This window comes from Kitasatospora sp. NPDC002522, from assembly GCF_053595195.1.
Genome location: NZ_JBSFXE010000023.1, coordinates 80831 through 98009 on the forward strand (window position 1 = coordinate 80831; position 17179 = coordinate 98009).

10 protein-coding genes and 1 pseudogene are annotated in these 17179 nt (G+C 70.7%); 9 read left to right on the plus strand and 2 right to left on the minus strand.

What is annotated here, in order from left to right; all coding sequences use genetic code 11:
- Positions 1 to 88 precede the first annotated feature (88 nt).
- From ACWD4U_RS20625 to ACWD4U_RS20645, 5 genes are all read left to right on the plus strand, one after another.
- Positions 89 to 850, plus strand: coding sequence for an O-methyltransferase (locus ACWD4U_RS20625; protein WP_363453688.1), 762 nt, complete (start codon positions 89 to 91; stop codon positions 848 to 850).
- Positions 847 to 1923, plus strand: coding sequence for an LLM class flavin-dependent oxidoreductase (locus tag ACWD4U_RS20630; RefSeq protein ID WP_363453686.1), 1077 nt, complete (start codon positions 847 to 849; stop codon positions 1921 to 1923). The genes ACWD4U_RS20625 and ACWD4U_RS20630 overlap by 4 nt, the downstream gene beginning before the upstream one ends.
- Positions 1916 to 2827 carry a 3-oxoacyl-[acyl-carrier-protein] synthase III C-terminal domain-containing protein gene (locus tag ACWD4U_RS20635; RefSeq protein ID WP_363453684.1) on the plus strand — a complete coding sequence of 304 codons (912 nt, stop codon included), beginning with the start codon at positions 1916 to 1918 and terminating at the stop codon, positions 2825 to 2827. Before ACWD4U_RS20630 ends, ACWD4U_RS20635 begins: the two co-directional genes overlap by 8 nt.
- Positions 2820 to 3611: an enoyl-CoA-hydratase DpgD gene (gene dpgD / locus ACWD4U_RS20640; protein ID WP_363453682.1), complete on the plus strand. Its 792-nt coding sequence runs from the start codon at positions 2820 to 2822 to the stop codon at positions 3609 to 3611. The genes ACWD4U_RS20635 and dpgD overlap by 8 nt, the downstream gene beginning before the upstream one ends.
- Before the next feature lie 254 nt (positions 3612 to 3865).
- Positions 3866 to 5440: an ATP-binding protein gene (locus ACWD4U_RS20645; RefSeq protein ID WP_449787251.1), complete on the plus strand. Its 1575-nt coding sequence runs from the start codon at positions 3866 to 3868 to the stop codon at positions 5438 to 5440.
- 75 nt (positions 5441 to 5515) lie between these two features.
- Here the strand turns inward: ACWD4U_RS20645 and ACWD4U_RS20650 are convergent.
- Positions 5516 to 7108, minus strand: a pseudogene (locus ACWD4U_RS20650) (alpha-galactosidase D); the annotation flags it as partial.
- 685 nt (positions 7109 to 7793) lie between these two features.
- On the opposite strand from ACWD4U_RS20650, the gene ACWD4U_RS20655 reads away from it, so the two are divergent.
- Positions 7794 to 9344 carry an alpha-L-arabinofuranosidase B gene (locus tag ACWD4U_RS20655; protein WP_363453678.1) on the plus strand — a complete coding sequence of 517 codons (1551 nt, stop codon included), beginning with the start codon at positions 7794 to 7796 and terminating at the stop codon, positions 9342 to 9344.
- A 94-nt stretch (positions 9345 to 9438) separates the two neighbouring features.
- The gene (locus ACWD4U_RS20660) at positions 9439 to 10992 is read left to right on the plus strand and encodes an alpha-L-arabinofuranosidase B (RefSeq protein ID WP_363453676.1); all 1554 of its coding nucleotides are present in this window, start codon (positions 9439 to 9441) and stop codon (positions 10990 to 10992) included.
- Between the two features lie 131 nt (positions 10993 to 11123).
- Here ACWD4U_RS20660 and ACWD4U_RS20665 read toward each other — a convergent pair whose 3' ends face one another.
- Positions 11124 to 11831 (minus strand): FadR/GntR family transcriptional regulator, encoded by a 708-nt coding sequence (locus ACWD4U_RS20665; protein ID WP_363453674.1) that lies wholly within the window; start codon positions 11829 to 11831, stop codon positions 11124 to 11126.
- A 567-nt stretch (positions 11832 to 12398) separates the two neighbouring features.
- On the opposite strand from ACWD4U_RS20665, the gene ACWD4U_RS20670 reads away from it, so the two are divergent.
- Together ACWD4U_RS20670 and ACWD4U_RS20675 are read left to right on the plus strand one after the other, a co-directional pair.
- Positions 12399 to 14630: an alpha-L-fucosidase gene (locus ACWD4U_RS20670; protein ID WP_363453672.1), complete on the plus strand. Its 2232-nt coding sequence runs from the start codon at positions 12399 to 12401 to the stop codon at positions 14628 to 14630.
- A gap of 206 nt (positions 14631 to 14836) precedes the next feature.
- A complete protein-coding gene (locus ACWD4U_RS20675) occupies positions 14837 to 16888 on the plus strand; it encodes a family 43 glycosylhydrolase (RefSeq protein WP_363453670.1) in 2052 nt (683 codons plus the stop codon).
- Positions 16889 to 17179: the final 291 nt, after the last annotated feature.

Below are 17179 nucleotides of genomic sequence, written 5' to 3' on the forward strand. Positions count from 1 at the left end.
GCCGTCGACTCCCCGGCGCACCCGACGCGACCCTCCGATCCCCGGCGCACCCGACGCGACCCTTTGACCAGACAAGGCGGGACCAGCTTTGATCGACGACGCATTCAACGCCGCAGTGAGCACCCTGTCGGTGCCCGAGATGTGCACCGACAGCACCGCCCCGCTGCTCTACTGGCTGATCCGCACCACCCGGCCGCAGACCGTGCTCGAAGTCGGCATGGGCTACACCACCCCGTTCCTGGCCAAGGCGCTCAAGGACAACGCCGACGCGGTCGAGCTCGAACGCTCCCGGCTCGGCGACCCGCAGGCGAGCGAACTCCAGCCGCTCGCCCACCCCGCCTACTACGACCAGCCCTACCGGCCGCGGCTGATCTGCATCGACCGGATGACCGACCCCACCTCCTCGGCGCCGCGCGCCCTCAAGGTGCTCGACGAACTCGGGCTGACCGATGTCTGCACCGTCCTGGAGGGCGAGATGGCCGACCTGGCCGACGACGTCCGGGACCAGTTCGGCCTGATCGACTTCGCCTGGATCGACACCTGGGACACCCTGGGATTCGTCCGCCGCTACTGGCAGCTGATCAACCCCGCCGGCGGCATGCTCGCCGTGCACTACCTGATGACCTATCCGCAGGGCCGGGCCGTCCTGCACTACCTGGAGTCGCTCGCCGGGCCGGACGGCGGACGGCTGGAGATCACCAACCTGCGCGAGCCGCACCGCACCGGCCAGAACAGCACCACCCTGATCCGGCGGGTCCGCGACTACGTCGACCCCGAGGACCTGCGCCCGCAGGGCACCGCCCACGACCCGGCCGGCGTCCTCGGCCTGACCGACGGAGCCCCGCAGTGACCGCGCCCCCCGCCGCCCCCGAACTGCAGGTCTACTCGGTCACCCCCGAGTCGACCAGCCCCCGGCAGGAGTTCCGGGAGGACTTCCGCACCCGGCTCGCCGCCACCGCCGCCGCCTCCGAACAGGCCGGCTGGGCGGGCATCCTGGTGCCGCACAACCTGCACGAGGTGGACCCGTGGATCGTCGCCGCCCACCTCGGCTCGGTCACCAGCTCGCTCGTCCCGCTGCTCGCCCTGCAGCCGGCCTGCACCCCGCCGCACACCGCCGCGGCCTGCGCGGCGGCCTACGCGATGCTGTACGGCCGCCCGCTGCACTTCAACCTGGTGACCGGCGCGCGCGGCGACGAGATGAACCGGATCGGCGACGAGCTGACACACGATCAGCGCTACCAGCGGCTGCTCCGGTACGCGCTGGTCCTCAAGGCGCTGCTGCGCGGCGAGAGCGTCGACGAGGACAGCGAGTACTACCGCTACCGGGGCCTGCGGCTGGAACCGCGGCCCGAGGTCCTGGAGCAGTGCAGGTTCTTCGTGGCCGGCTCGTCCCCTGCCAGCCTGGCGGTGGCCCGCGAGGTCGCCGACGTGGTGGTGACCCACCCGGTGCCCTACCCGCAGTGGCGGCAGGACTTCCTCGACCCGCTCCGGGACAGCGGCTACACCGGCGAGGTCGGCATCCGGATCGGCGTGCTGGCCCGCGAGGACCCGGCCGAGGCCTGGCGGGAGGCCCACCGGCGCTTCCCCGAGACCTGGACCGGCCGGCAGGAGACGCTGCTGAAGACCCGCTCGCAGAACGCCTGGTCGCGCGAGCTCGCCGTACGGGCGGTCGACGACGAGGCGGCGGCCGCCGCAGACCCCTACTGGCTCGGCGCCTTCCGCAGCGGGCTGGCCAGCGCGCCGTTCCTGGTCGGCGGCTACCAGGAAGTGGCCGAGCGGCTCGGCGAGTACACCGCCGCCGGGGCCGGCCACATCCTGCTCAACGGCGGGACGGACGACGACTTCCCGCACGTCCGCCGGGCCCTGCCGACCGGCGCGGGGCCCGCTGTCGCCGAGCCCCGGCGAGGCGGTGCCCGTGCGTAGCGTCCACCTGTCGGGCATCGGCCACGTGCACGGCGAGCCGCACCAGCTGTCCGAGCTGCGGGCGGAGCTGGGTGACGCCCTGGCACCGATGGCCGAGGACATCGCCTCGTACCGCGCGAGCACCGCCGAGATCTGGGAGCTGGCGGCCGAGGCGGCGGCCCAGAGCCTCGCCGGGTACGACGCCGACCCCGACGCCCTGCTGTACGTCAGCCAGAACGAGCCCGACTCGGCCGGGGCGCTGGCCCTGCTCGCGGACCGGCTCGGGCTGCGCTCCTGTGCCTCGCTCGCGCTGTCCGGCCAGGACTGCGGGAACTTCGGGCCCGCGCTGCAACTCGCCCGCGACCTGGTCCGGTCCGGCAGCCGGGAGCGGGTCCTGCTGGTCCTGGCGGACCGCGCCCGTTCGCCGCGGGACCGACTCATGGGCAGCGGGATGTCGATCTTCAGCGACGGCGCGGCGGCCTGCCTGGTCACCACCGAGCAGGCGCGCGCGGCCGGCCCGGGCTTCGCGGTCGAGCACATCGCCGGCCGGACCGAGGTCCGGCTCGCCGAACCGGCCGTGCCCGGCGAGGCGCTGCTGACGACGGTCCGGCTGGCCCGCGACACCACCGCGGAGATCCTGGCCGCGACCGGCCGGCCGCGCGAGGACGTCCGCCACGTCCTGTTCGCCAACTACCGCCTGGCGTCGCAGAAGTTCCTGTGCACCGCGATGGGCTTCCCGCACGAGCAGATCACCACGGGCGCGGTCGCCGAGCTGGCGCACTGCTTCTCCGCCGACGTGCCGGTCACCCTGACGCAGCGTCGGGCCGACGGCACCCTCGCCCCCGGCGACCTGCTGCTGGCCTCGGCCAGCGGTCCGTACTCGTGGAGCACCGTGGCGCTGACCGTGGAGGAGGACCGTGGATAAGGTCCGCTACCGGCGCGAGGGCCACGTGGCCTGGGTGACCCTGAACCGGCCCGAGGTGCTCAACGCCATGGACACCGGGATGCACCAGGAGCTGGCCGCGGTGTGGGACGAGGCCGAGGCCGACGACGCGGTGTGGCTGGTGGTGGTCACCGGCGCCGGGGACCGGGCCTTCTCCGTGGGCCAGGACCTCAAGGAGCGCGCCCGGCTCACCGCGGACGGTGCCCCGCCCACCACCTTCGGCAGCCGCGGCCAGCCGGGCTGGCCCCGGCTGACCGAGCGGTTCGGCTTCTCCAAGCCCCTGCTCGCCCGGGTCCAGGGCTACGCCCTCGGCGGCGGCTTCGAGCTGGCGCTGGCCTGCGACCTCATCGTGGCCGCCGAGGACGCGGTGTTCGCGCTGCCGGAGGCCCAGTTGGGCCTGGTGCCCGGTGCGGGCGGCGCGTTCCGGCTGGCCCGCCAGCTGCCGGTGCGCACCGCCCTCGGCTACCTGCTCACCGGCCGCCGGATCGGCGCCGCGCGCGCCGCCGAACTGGGCCTGGTGAACGAGGTGGTGCCCGCGGAGCGGCTCGACGAGTGCGTGGAGCAGTGGGTGGCCGACCTGTTGCGCTCGGCACCGCTGTCGGTGCGCGCGATCAAGGAGTCGGTGACCCGCTCGCTCGACCTGTCCCTCGAGCAGTCCTTCGCCACCCGCTACCACTGGGAGGAACGCCGACTGGCCGGCGAGGACGCGGCCGAGGGCCCGAGGGCCTTCGTCGAACGCCGCCCGCCACGCTGGACCGGCCGGTGACTGGCCGGTGACCGGCCGGTCCGGCGCGGCGGGTGACGGCCCGTCAGCCGGTCGGCACCTGGAGGCGGGTCCAACCGGAGGAGTCGGGGATGCCGTCCGCGCCAGAGCCGGTGAATCCCGGCGCGCCCCGGCTACCCGGGCGTGCCCACCGCGGAGCGCAGGCAGCCGGCACGGCGTCACGGCGGTCCTTCAGCGTTACCCGTGGTGTCGCTTGCGGCGCCTCACCGTGGAGGTCGACGGCCTCACCATCCGCTATGGCCGGCGATCCGCGCCCGTCGATCAGGTCCGCCGCGCGAGTAGCCCCTCACGAGCCGCGCGCGCTTCCGAGTGCTCCCAGGGAAACGGGGTTCGGACGCCGCCCGCGTGCTGCGAGTCGGCGCGGGTGGGCGCGGACCACCGAGGGACGTGGCGGATGGGTGCTTCGGTGCGGCGGCGCCGTGCCGCCCGTGCGCGGACAATGGTCTCAGCGATCGTGTAGACCGTGGGTGGCGATTTCGCTGGTACCCGGTCGACGGGTGCGCCGACTGGAGGCGGACGAGGAGGCAGCCGTGTCGGTGTGGCATCTGCGGGATTTCCACGAGGACGATCTGGATCAGGCGATACAGCTGTGGGACCAGAGCCGTCAGGCGGGCCTGTCCCTTCCCGTCTTCCCGGTGTCCGAGATCGTGGCGACGGCCCGTGCCGACCAGCCGGCCGTGGTGGCGCTGGTCGGGGAGGAGTTGGTCGGGACGGCGGTCGCCCGGGCTGAGGGCGAGCGTGGGTGGATCCTGATCCTGGCCCTCTCGGGTGTGTGGCGTAATCGGGGCCTGGGCAGCGCGCTGATCGCGGGGATCGAGCAGCGCCTGCGAGCCAGGGGCGTGCGACGGATCGGCGCGGTCCTCGCTTCGGGAGCGGCTGGCACGACCGCCCTGCAGAACTCGGGCTATCGCCAGACAGGCGACCTGGCGTACTTCGAGAAGGTCGAACACCTGGGGGCGGGAGACGCGGGGCTGCTTGCGCAGCTCGGCGGTCGGGTGCTGCCGCGCGGCCTGTGGGAGCAGCTGTCCGGGATGCGGGAGGCCAAGGAGTCCATCGAGAAGCGCATCGTGCTGCCGCTCGCGGAACCGGAGACGGCGGAGCGCTACGGCGTTCGGCCGCCGAAGGCCGTCATCCTGTTCGGTCCGCCCGGGACCGGGAAGACCAGCTTCGCCAAGGCAGTCGCCTCGCGCCTCGGCTGGCCGTTCGTGGAACTGTTCCCCTCACGTCTGGCAGCCTCCGCCGACGGGGCACTGGCCGCCGCGCTCCGCGACGCGTTCGCGGACCTGGCAGAGCTGGACAGCGTGCTGCTGTTCATCGACGAGGTCGAGGAGGTCGCCGCCGCCCGCACGGGCACCACGGTCGCCCCGGGGCACGGCGTCACCAACGAACTCCTCAAGCTCATCCCCGCTTTCCGCGAATTCGACAACCGCCTGCTCATCTGCGCCACCAACTCCCTGCGCACCTTGGACCCGGCTTTCCTGCGCCCCGGCCGATTCGACTACGTCATTCCGGTGGGCCCGCCCGACCCGGTCGCGCGCGAGGAGATCTGGCGCCGCTACCTCGGCGCCGCTGCGGAGAAGGTCGACATCGACGGGTTGGTCGCCGCGAGCGAGATGTTCACGCCGGCGGACATCGAGTACGCCGCGCGCAAGGGCGCCCAGCGGGCGTTCGAGCAGGAGATCGCCCACCGTGCGGGAATCCCTGCGGGCACGGAGGACTTCCGCGCGGCGATCGCCGACACCCGGCCCACCCTCACCGCACAGGCCCTGGCCAGCTTCGAAGAGGACATCCAGCACCACGTCCGCCTCTGAGCGCCCGCCCGACGACGTGCACGCCGAAGCCCTGACGCACCGAACCGCGCGGTGAGCGGCGCGGGGTGATGGGCTGTTGAAGGTCAGCGTGTTGGCGGAGCCCTTTGCCAGCGGCACCTCGACGGAGACGGTGCCGGAGGTGCTCCAGGAGCCGGTCGGCGGGAAGGAGACCGTGGTGGCGGTCTGCCCGTTGACCTGCAGCTGGGCCCGGCGCGGCCGGCTGTCGCCGTTGACGTAGGCGATGTCGACGACCTTGACGCCGGTGCTGCCGGCGGCGACGCCGTTGAACCGCATGGTGTTGGCGGCGCCGTTGCCGACGTTGCCGACCTTGGTGCCACCGGAGCAGGTGGCACAGGCCGCGTTGGTCGCCGATCCGGCCTTGGTGTTGGCGGTGGACTCGGCCTCGTAGGTGGTGCCTGCCGCCTCGGTGCCGCTGACGGTGAGCAGCACCGCGTCCGTGGCGGGGACGCTGGTGGTGAAGCCGGTACCGAAGCCGCCCAGGTCCGTCTGCGTCCACACGTCGTGGACGGTGGCGGACGCGCCGGTCAGGCCCAGGTCCGACCAGCGGACGGTGATGTTCTGGGTGCTGGAGGTGCGGTTGAGGAGGACGACGGCGCGCTTGCCGCTGCCGGAGAGCACCTTGCCGTACACCTGAAGGCCCCGGGCGTCCTCGGCGACCTCGACACCCTGCAGGCCGCGCGGATCCTGGTCGACGGCGATGACCTCGGGGTTCTTCAGGATTCCGGCCGTCTCGGCGGTCATCGTCGCCAGGTCGTTGCCGGCCAGCAACGGTGCACCGGAGACCGCCCACAGGCCCATGTGAGCGCGGTTCTGGGCGGCGGTGAAGCCGGTCATCCCGACCATCAGCATGTCCGGGTCGTTGTAGTACCCGGTGTGCTGCGCCGAGGGGTGCAGGGTCTGGTCGAAGTTGGACAGCATCCTGGACCAGGACGGCGAGTTGCCGAAGAAGACGATGTCATCGCTGGTCCGCCAGATCTCGGCCATGCCGGCGCCCCAGTTCCACGGGTTCTGCCTGCCCCAGTTGCAGATGGACAGCGTCAGGGGGCGGCCCGTGGTGGCCGCTGCCTGTGCGGCAGCGTCGCTGATGGCCTGGTAGGTGCTCTTGGCGTCGAGCTTCTCGGCGTCGCCGCCGCACCAGTCGACCTTGACGAAGTCGAAGCCCCAGTTGGAGAACTGCAGCATGTCCTGCGCGTAGTGGCCCTCGCTGCCGGTCCCGGGCGCCGCCGGACGGCCCGTCGGGAAGTAGAACCCGCAGCCGTCCCTGCCCGCGTCGGTGTAGATGCCGGCCTTGAGGCCCTTGCTGTGGATGTAGTCGGCGACGGCGCGCATTCCGCCGGGCCACTCACCGGTGTCGACAGTGATGTTGCCCGCACTGTCGCGGGTGCCCTGCCACCAACCCTCGTCGATGTTGATGTTCGTGTATCCGGCGGCCGGCAGGCCGGCTGCCACGAGGGCGTCCGTCTGCGACTTGATCACGTTGAAGTCGATCTTGGCGGCGAAGCTGTTCCACGACGCCCAGCCCATCGGCGCCGCGGGTACGGGCACCTGGTTCGACGTCACCGCGGTCGGTTCGGTGCGGGCGAGATCGGTCGCCGGCCTGTGCTGAACCCCGACGAGCGCGGCGACTGCGGCCGTCGCGAGCACCACGGCCTGGACAAGGGCACTTCGAAGAGGGCGTCGTCGGGCTACCGAACGTTGCTGGGACACAGGGGAACCTCCGACCCAAGGCTGTTAGCGTTAACAATTCTTGCCCTGCGGCGAGTGGGCGGCGCGGCGGACATCACTCTGGGGCCACTGCGGCGTTAGGTCAAGGTTTCCGGCACGTAAAGCGTGACCGGTCGCAAAAATCTTCACGGGCGAGTCCGTCTCCGGGAACTGACGGAACGCCAGGTGCGGCTCGGCCGGCGGCCCGCGTCCCGGACGTCGCCCACCGGTTCCACACGTACGTCGCGGCTCTCGTCCGGCGGCGTCGAGCCCATCCGCCGCGTGCTCGCCGAGCACGGCTGCAGCATCGCCCCCTCCACCTGCTGCGCCTTCAACAACCGTCCCGTTTCTGCCCGTTCGGTCGGTGAGTGCCCAGGCCGCAATCGACCGGCCCGCACGGGGTGCGCCGGCCGGCGGGCGAGCCCGAACCGGACGAGCTGGTCGTCCCCGCCGTCAACGCTCCGTCGTGCGCGACATCTTGACGGTGCTTCGACAGATGGTCATATTGATGGGCGTTGCGGCGCGGCGTGGTGACCGTTCCTACCCTGCGCGCTGCCCGGGCCAAAATTGTTAGCGCTAACAATCATGGGCCGACGTGTTCCCACCCCACCCGCGAAGGAGTCCATCCATGACCACGCGATCCTTGCTGCGCCGCGCCCGGCGGGCGCTGTCGGCGGCGGGGACGACCGCCGTCCTGGTAGCCGGCCTGCTCGTCGGCGCGGCGACCGCCTCGCAGGCGGCCACCCAGGGGCCGTGCGACCTCTACGCGGCGGGCGGCACGCCGTGCGTCGCGGCGCACAGCACCACTCGTGCGCTGTTCGCCTCCTACAACGGTCCGCTGTACCAGGTGCAGCGGACCTCGGACAGCGCGATGCGGGACGTCGGAGTGCTGTCCGCCGGAGGCATCGCAGACGCCGGGGCGCAGGACTCCTTCTGTGCGGGCACCACCTGCACCATCACCCGGGTCTACGACCAGACCGGCGGCGGCAACACCCTGGTCTATCAGGGCCCCGGCGGGACCGGCGGCGCCGACACGGCGGCCACCGCGAACACCGAGGCGCTGAGCGTGGGCGGCCGGAAGGCGTACGCCCTCTACATCAACCCCGGCAACAGCTACTTCGCCTACAACTCCACCGGGGGCGTACCCACGGGCAGCGCGCCCGAGGGCGAGTACATGGTCACCAGCGGCACCCACGTCAACAAGGGCTGCTGCTTCGACTACGGCAACACGGAGATCGACCACCACGCCGACGGCAACGGCGCCATGGACGCGATCAACTTCGGCACGGAGTGCTGGTTCGGCGGCTGCAGCGGGACCGGGCCGTGGGTACAGGCGGACCTGGAGAACGGCCTGTTCTCCGGTGGCAGCAAGTCGTGGAACCCCAACCAGGTCTCCGAGGCCAGCCGCTTCGTCACCGCGATGCTCAAGAACGACGGCACCACCCAGATGGCGCTGCAGGGTGCCAACGCCCAGTCCGGGAGCCTGACCCAGCTCTACAGCGGCGCGCTGCCCGCCGGGTGGAGCCCGATGCACAAGCAGGGCGCCGTCATCCTCGGCAGCGGCGGCGACTGCTGCCAGACGAACCGCAACGCGAGCGCCGGCACCTTCTACGAAGGCGCGATCGTCAAGGGCTACCCCTCCGACGCCACCGACGCCGCGGTCCAGGCCAACATCGCCGCGGCCGGCTACAGCACCACCACCCCCTTCACCCCGGGCGCGAAGGTGTCCCTGCAGGCCACCACCTCCTGCTGCACCGGCGACTACCTGAAGCACGACACGGCCGACGACCACGTGGTGATCGCGCCGGTGACCTCCGGCAGCTCCGCCGCCGACAAGGGCAGCGCCACCTGGATCGTCCGGTCCGGCCTGGCCGATGCCAGCTGCGTCTCCTTCGAGTCGGCCGACACACCCGGCAGCTACCTCAGGCACTACGCGTTCCAGCTCCACCTCCAGCCCAACGCCGGCACCAGCCAGTTCGCCGCCGACGCCACCTTCTGCGTGAAGCCCGGGAACAGCGGCGCGGGCTACTCCCTGCAGTCCTCCAACTTCCCGGCCAAGTACGTCCGCCACTACGCCTTCGCCGGCTACCTCGCGAGCAACGGCGGTACCAACGCCTGGGACAACCCGTCGTCATGGGCCCAGGACACCAGCTGGCTCGCCGCCGTCGCCTGGAGCTGACGAGCGGCAGCCCGTGCCGGGCCCGGCATCGACGACGGACAGAGCCGAGCCGGACCCGCTCACCCCTCACCCCCACCCCGTGAAGGAGTTCTTCGTGTTCAAACCCTCGATCCGCAAGGTCAGGCGGGCCCTCCTCGCCACCGGCGCGGCCGCCGCGCTCGCCGTCGGCCTGCTGACCGCCACGGCCGGGACCTCGCAGGCGGCCACCCAGGGCCCGTGCGACATCTACGCCGGCGGCGGCACGCCGTGCGTCGCGGCGCACAGCACCACCCGGGCGCTGTACGGGACGTACAACGGCCCGCTGTACCAGGTCAAGCGCGCCTCCGACGGCGCGACCAGGGACATCGGCCTGCTGAGCGCCGGCGGCTACGCCGACGCCGCCGCACAGGACTCCTTCTGTGCCGGCACCAGCTGCGTCATCACCGTTCTCTACGACCAGTCCGGCAAGGGCAACCACCTCACCCAGGCGCCCGCCGGCGGCGCGGCCGCCGGGCCGGACAACCTCGCCAACGCCTTCGAGGCGCCCGTCACCGTCGGCGGCCACAAGGCTTACGGCGTCTACGTCGCCCCCGGGACCGGCTACCGGAACAACACCACCAACGGCATCGCCGTCGGCGACCAGCCCGAGGGCATGTACGCCATCTTCGACGGCACGCACTTCAACAACGGCTGCTGCTTCGACTACGGCAACGCCGAGACCAACAGCAAGGACACCGGCAACGGGCACATGGAGGCCCTCTACTTCGGCAACAACAAGGCCTGGGGCTCGGGCAGCGGCAACGGCCCCTGGGTGATGGCCGACCTGGAGAACGGCCTGTTCTCCGGGGTCAACCGCGGATTCAACGCCAACGACCCCAGCGTCAACAACCGGTTCCTGACCGCCATGCTCAAGGGGGGCCCGAACCAGTGGGCCCTGCGCGGCGGTGACGCCCAGTCCGGCGGCCTGTCCACCTTCTACAACGGCGTGCGCCCCAGTGCCTCGGGCTACAACCCGATGAGCAAGGAAGGCGCGATCATCCTCGGCATCGGCGGTGACAACAGCAAGTGGGCCCAAGGCACCTTCTACGAAGGGGTCATGACCCAGGGTTACCCGTCGGACGCCACCGAGAACGCGGTCCAGGCCAACATCACCGCCGCCGGCTACAACAGCGGCTCGACCGGCACCGGCACGCTGACCCCCGGCTCCCGGATCTCCCTGCAGGCCACCACCGCGCCCTGCTGCACCTCGCACTACCTCCGCCACGACGACGCCGACACCAAGGTCGTCATCTCCAGCACCAACGCCGCCAGCTCGGCCACCGACAAGGCCGACGCCACCTGGATCGTCCGGGCCGGCCTGGCCAACAGCTCCTGCGTGTCCTTCGAGTCCGCCAACAGCCCCGGCCAGTTCCTGCGCCACTACAACTACCAGCTCAATCTGAACACCGACAGCGGCGCGGCCGCCTTCGCCCAGGACGCCACCTTCTGCCCCACCGCGGGCAACAGTGGGACCGGCACCTCCTTCCAGTCCGTCAACTTCCCGACGAAGTACCTCCGCCACTACAACTACACCGCCTACATCGCCAGTAACGGCGGCTCCAACGCCTGGGACAGCACCACCAGTTGGGCCGCCGACACCAGCTGGCTGGTCGCCCAGCCCTGGGGCTGAGCCACCGGCCCACCCGCCCGCCCCGGGCGGGCGCGCCACCACTGCTCCAGCGGTGGCGCGCCCGGCGGCTGTCCCGTCGGACGCCTACCGAGACCACCTGCGTCGAGGCCGGGCCGACACCCCGCGGCGCTTCATGCCCACGGGAGGGACTCTCCCGAACGCAGGTGCTCGCTCAGCCACAGCGCGGTGTTGCTGACGTGCATCAGGGCGGCGGCCCGGCTGAGCGATGCGTCGCGGATCGACAGCGCCCGGAAGATCGCCTCGTGCTCGGCGACGGTCCGGCCCGAGGCATGGGTGTCGACCAGGCCGCGCCAGGTGCGGGCGCGCAGCGTACGCCCGGAGATGCCCTCCAGTAGCGTGAGCAGCGTCTCGTTGCCGGTCGCCGCGATGACGGCGCGGTGGAACGCGGCGTCGTGGGCGTTGAGCAGCTCCACGTCGTCGCGGGCCTCGCGCATGGCCTCCAGGTGCCGCTCGACCTCGGCCAGCTGCGCGTCGGAGATCCGGGTGGCGGCCAGCGCGGTGGCGGCCGGTTCCAGGAGCCGCCGTACCTCGATGAGGTCCTGAACCGCGGCTGAATCGCCCTGCAGCAGCTCCACCGCGCCGCCGAGCCCCTCCAGGAGGAGGCTCGGCTGCAGGCTGGTCACGTAGGTGCCGTCGCCCCGTCGGACCTCCAGGACGCGGGCGACCGCCAACGCCTTCACGGCCTCCCGGGCGAGGTTGCGGGAGAGGCCGAGCTGAGCGGCCAACTCCTGCTCCGGCGGGAGCTTCGAGCCCGGTGGCAGCGCTCCGCTGCGGATCAGCTCCCGGATCTGCGCGATGGCCTTGTCCGTCAGAGACACCGCGCACTCCGTCCGGGTCCGTTCGCGAAAGGCACGTCCGACCGGTTCCGAAGTCGCCATGCCGAGGCTGAGGTTGATGATACTGGGACGGTTGCCCGCCGGACGGTTCGTCAGTGGTGCGAGGTGGTCGCGGCCGCGCGCACGTCGCCGCGGGCCGTCCAGACCGGGCCGTCGGGTCGACGAAGTGCTCGTGCGGATGGTCGACGTACTCGATGACCCGGTCCTCGGCGGTGCCGGAGACGGCGACGTTGTCCGGTGGTGAAGGCGAGCGCACGGCCCTCCGGCCCGTCGTCGGCGTCGGTGCGCAGCACCACGGAATCGATCCCATCAATCGGACGGACAGGCCACAGACATGTGATGTCTCGGGTCGAAAGAACCGGTCTAAAGCTCTCATATGCGGACAACTGATCGTCCAGAAACGCGTTTTCATCCCAGCACACCCGTTGACACCGGGGCGTCACATGGACGAGTTTCTTGCGTAACCGCCGGTGCTCCAGGCGGTGCACGCCGTACGTCCCCGGTCTACCTTGCCCTTCTCTCTCCCGACCCCACTGCAGGGATGTCCTCATGGCGAATTCTCTGAACCGACGTCAGTTCCTGTCCGTCGCCGCAGGTGTAGCTGCGGCAGCCATCGCCGGCGGCGGCCTCGGGGCCGGCATCGCACAGGCGGCACCTAGCACCTACACGCCCGACTGGACCTCGGTCGACCAGCACCCGGCGGCTCCGGAGTGGTTCCAGGACGCGAAGTTCGGGATCTACTTCCACTGGGGGGTCTTCAGCGTTCCCGCGTACGAGAGCGAGTGGTACCCGCGGAACATGTACAAGGCCGGCAGCGTGGCCAACCAGCACCACATCGCCACCTACGGCCAGCCGTCAGCCTGGCCCTACCACAACTTCATCAACGGAGCGCGGGACCTCGCGGGCAACTTCGTGCAGTTCGCGCCGAAGCTGAAGTCGGCCGGCGGGAACTTCGACCCCGACGAGTGGGCGCAGCTGTTCCGCGACGCCGGCGCCAAGTACGCCGGACCGGTCGCCGAGCATCACGACGGCTTCTCCATGTGGGACAGCCAGGTCAACGAGTGGAACTCGGTCGCCAAGGGCCCGAAGCTGAACCTGCTGCAGCTGTTCTCCACGGCGATCCGCGCCAAGAACCTCAAGCTGCTGGTGGCCATGCACCACGCTTTCAACTTCAACGGCTTCTACGAGAGCGCCCCCGCCCAGACGGACCCGAGCCTCAAGAAGCTCTACGGGCAGCTGGGTTCGGCCGCGGAGAACCAGCTCTGGTACGACAAGCTGAAGGAGGTCGTCGACCGCGCCCAGCCGGACATCCTCTGGCAGGACTTCGACCTGAACAAGGTCGACGAGACACAGCGTCTGAACTTCCTGTCGTACTACTACAACCAGGCCAACTCCTGGGGCCGCGAGGTCATCGCCACCTACAAGGACGGCTTCGACAACAAGGGCGAGGTCTTCGACTACGAGCGCGGCGGCCCGGCGGACCTCACCACCCCCTACTGGCTGACCGACGACAGCATCTCCAGCAGCAGCTGGTGCTACACGCAGGGCATCGGCTACTACAGCATCCAGCAGATGCTGCACTCGTTCATCGACCGGGTCAGCAAGAACGGCAACGTTCTGCTGAACATCGCGCCGATGGCCGACGGCACCATCCCCCAGGGGCAGAAGGACGTCCTGCTCGGCATCGGCGACCACCTGAAGCGCTTCGGCGAGTCGATCTACTCGACCCGCGCCTGGACGGTCTACGGCGAGGGCCCGACGAGGATGGGTGGTGGCTCCTTCACCAACCCGACGGCGGGCACGCCGCAGGACATCCGCTTCACCCGGAACAAGGACAACAACGTCCTGTACGCCACCGTCCTGGGCTGGCCCGGCAGTTCACTCACGATCAAGACCCTCAGCTCGGACCGGATCACCCTCTCGTCGCTGACCTCGGTGAAGCTGCTCGGATCCACCGCCGGCGCCACCATCGACCTGGCCGCACCGGTGCAGAGCACCTCCGGCCTCACGGTCACGCTGCCCTCCTCCGCGCCGTACAGCGCCAACGCGTACGTCCTGAAGCTCTCCTTCTCGGGCGCCATCCCGGACCTGCTGCCGCCGGCCGGCGCCGTCGCCTACAAGGACGTCAACTACACCGGCACCTCCGCCGCGCTGACCGTGGGCGAGTACACCGCGGCCGACCTGACCGCGGCCGGTGTGGGCGCGGCCGCCATCTCCTCCCTCCGTACGTCCCCCGGCTTCCAGGTCATCGGCTACTCGGCGGACAACTTCACCGGCACCGCCTGGACCTTCACCGCCGACAACCCCGACCTCAGGGCCACCGGCAACAACGACCAGATCGCCTCGCTGAAGGTCCAGTTCAACCCGGCGACGTACTTCCGGCTCACCAACGTCACCGACGGCCTGGCCCTGGACAGCGGCGGCAACGTCGCCTCCGGGTCCAACCTCAAGCAGTGGACCTGGAACGGCAGCACCAACCTCCAGTGGCAGGCGCTCGACGTGGGCGGCGGCTACTACAAGCTGGTCAACCGCACCAACGGCATGGTCGCCGACGGCTGGGGCGCCACCACCGCCGGCTCCGCCGCCCAGCAGGCGCCGTGGAACGGCGGCACCAACCAGCAGTGGAAGATCACCCCCCGTGGGGCCAACAGCTACTCGATCGCCAACCGCACCACCGGACTGGTCCTCGACGGCGGCGGCAGCGTCTCGTCGGGCTCCGTCACCAAGCAGTGGACCTACAACAGCAGCTCCAACCTGCTGTGGACCTTCACGGCGGTGTAGCGATCCGGGACACCGGCTTGCCCGACGTGAGGTCGTCGTCATCGATCGGTGGGCGCCGGAGGCGGCGAGCGGACGCGGAAAGTCGTTCCCCCGGACGGTCCCGACCGGCCGCTGCCCGACCGTTCGGGCACCACGTCATGTTCGCTCGAAGAAACCTGCCGGCGCCTCTGACGACCGGCGGGTTTCCCCTGACCAAGGACGGACTCATGGACATCACCAGACGTCAGCTCGGCCGGTTCGCGGCGGTCGGCACGGGGGCGCTCCTGCTGCCGGGACTGCTGCCACCGGGCCGGGCCGCAGCGGCCGCGCCCCCGGCGGGGACGTGGGGCGACCAGGGCGACGGCACCTACGCCAACCCGGTCCTCCCGGGCGACTTCAGTGACTGGGACTGCATCCGGGTCGGCGCCGACTACTACGGCATCACCAGCACCTTCGGGTACTCGCCCGGCGTGGCGGTCCTGCACTCGACGGACCTGGTCAACTGGCGGACGCTCGGCGGCGTCGTCGACGACGTCACCGCCATCGGACCGCTGCTGAACTGGGACCGAATGGGACGCTTCGGCCGCGGCGTGTGGGCCGGGTCCATCCGCTACCACGCGGGGCGGTACTGGGTGTACTTCAACACCCCCGACGAGGGCTTCTTCATGTCCTCGGCCCCCTCGCCGGCCGGGCCGTGGGACCCGCTGACGGCGGTGTGGCGGACCTCCGGCTGGGACGACCCGTGCCCGTTCTGGGACGACGACGGCCAGGGCTACCTGGTCACCACGCACTACTCGGACGGCTACAAGATCCACCTGTTCAAGCTGTCCGACGACGGCAAGTCACTGGTCGGCCCGTCCACGGTGATCCACCAGTCGCCGGGCAGCGAGGCCAACAAGCTCTACAAGATCAACGGGCTCTACTACCACCTGTACAGCGAGGTGAAGCCCGAGGGCCGGGTGCTCATGATGAACCGCGGTACCAGCCTCACCGGCCCGTTCGAGACCAAGCAACTGGAGCACGTCAACGCCGCGGTGGACCGCGAGCCCAACCAGGGCGGACTGGTGCAGGCTCCGGACGGCACCTGGTACTTCGTGACCCATCACGGCCACGGCGACTGGGAGGGGCGGCCGCTGTCCCTGCTGCCGGTGACCTGGGTGGACGGCTGGCCGATCCTGGGCCAGGTGGGTGCGGACGGCATCGGCACCATGGTGTGGACGGGCCAGGTGCCCGCCGGCGGCACGCCCGGCCTGCCCCTCGACGCGCTGCCCCCCGTGGTCACCAGCGACCTGTTCACCGACACTCGCATCAAGCCGCAGTGGGAGTGGTACTACCAGCCGCGCGCGGACCACTGGTCGCTGACCGAACGCCCCGGCTACCTGCGGCTGAAGGCGTTCGCACCGCTGGCGGCCGACAACCTGACCAAGGTGGGCAACACCCTCACGCAACGCGTGCTGCGCGCGGCCGGCGGCGCGACGGTGACCGTCCGCATCGAACTGGACGGCCTCGCCGACGGCCAGTTCGCCGGGCTGTGCCACTACGCGGCCACCTACGCGGGGTTGGGCGTCCGGTGCTCCGGGACCACCACCACGATCTCGCAGAACGTCAACGGCACCCTCACCGACGGTCCGGTGCTCACGCAGAACGCCGTGTGGCTGCGCACCACCTGGGACGTGAACGGGGTCAGCCGGTTCTCCTACAGCCTCGACGGGACCACCTTCGCCTCGTTCGGCGCGACCTACCAGCTCACCTGGGGCGGTTACCGCGGCGACCGGGTCGGCCTCTACACCTACAACCCGGACGGCACCGGCTATGTCGACTTCGACTCGGTGCAGTACGCCCTCGGGGCCGCCAAGGCGTACAAGATCGTCAGCGTGCGCAGCGGCAAGGTCGCCGACGTGGGCGGCGCCTCGAAGGCGGACGGCGCGGGCCTGGTCCAGTGGACCGACAAGGGCGTGCCCAACCAGCAGTGGACCTTCCAGTCCACGGCGGACGGCTACCACACCATCACGTGCGTCAACAGCGGCAAGGTCCTCGACGTGGCGGGCTCCTCGACGGCGGACGGCGCACGGGTCGTGCAGGCCACCGCCGACGGCCGGGCGAGCCAGCAGTGGCAGCTGCGCCCGCAGACCGGCGGCCAGTTCGCCCTGGTCAACCGCAACAGCGGCAAGGTGCTCGATGTCAGCGGGGGCGGTACGGCCGACGGCGCCGCGCTGATCCAGTACTCCGACCGGGGCAGTACCAACCAGCGGTGGACCTTCCAGCGCGTCACCGGCTAGCGGTGGTCTGACGCTCCCGTACCGGCCCCGCTGCCCCGACGGGCAGCGGGGCCGACTCGTTCGCGCGCCAGAAATGAGTAGTACTCATTAGTGGTGAGATTGCATGTCAATAACCCTGAGGATTGAAGGGGCCTATGGGAAGTTACCGGACATAATTCCATCCAGGAGAGTATCGATGCACTGCTTTGTCGAAATGAAGCCTGTGTAAACCCTTGACGTGGCTGGCGATAGGGCGGCTAATTTCACACGGAAGTCACCGAGCCGCGATGAGCGTCTGCTCGACCGTCCGAG

Excerpts from the sequence above, each read along its gene's own strand:
- ACWD4U_RS20645 (WP_449787251.1), top strand. The coding sequence starts at position 3,866 with ATGGCCGGCGATCCGCGCCCGTCGATCAGGTCCGCCGCGCGAGTAGCC.
- ACWD4U_RS20655 (WP_363453678.1), top strand. The coding sequence starts at position 7,794 with ATGACCACGCGATCCTTGCTGCGCCGCGCCCGGCGGGCGCTGTCGGCG.
- ACWD4U_RS20670 (WP_363453672.1), top strand. The coding sequence starts at position 12,399 with ATGGCGAATTCTCTGAACCGACGTCAGTTCCTGTCCGTCGCCGCAGGT.
- ACWD4U_RS20675 (WP_363453670.1), top strand. The coding sequence starts at position 14,837 with ATGGACATCACCAGACGTCAGCTCGGCCGGTTCGCGGCGGTCGGCACG.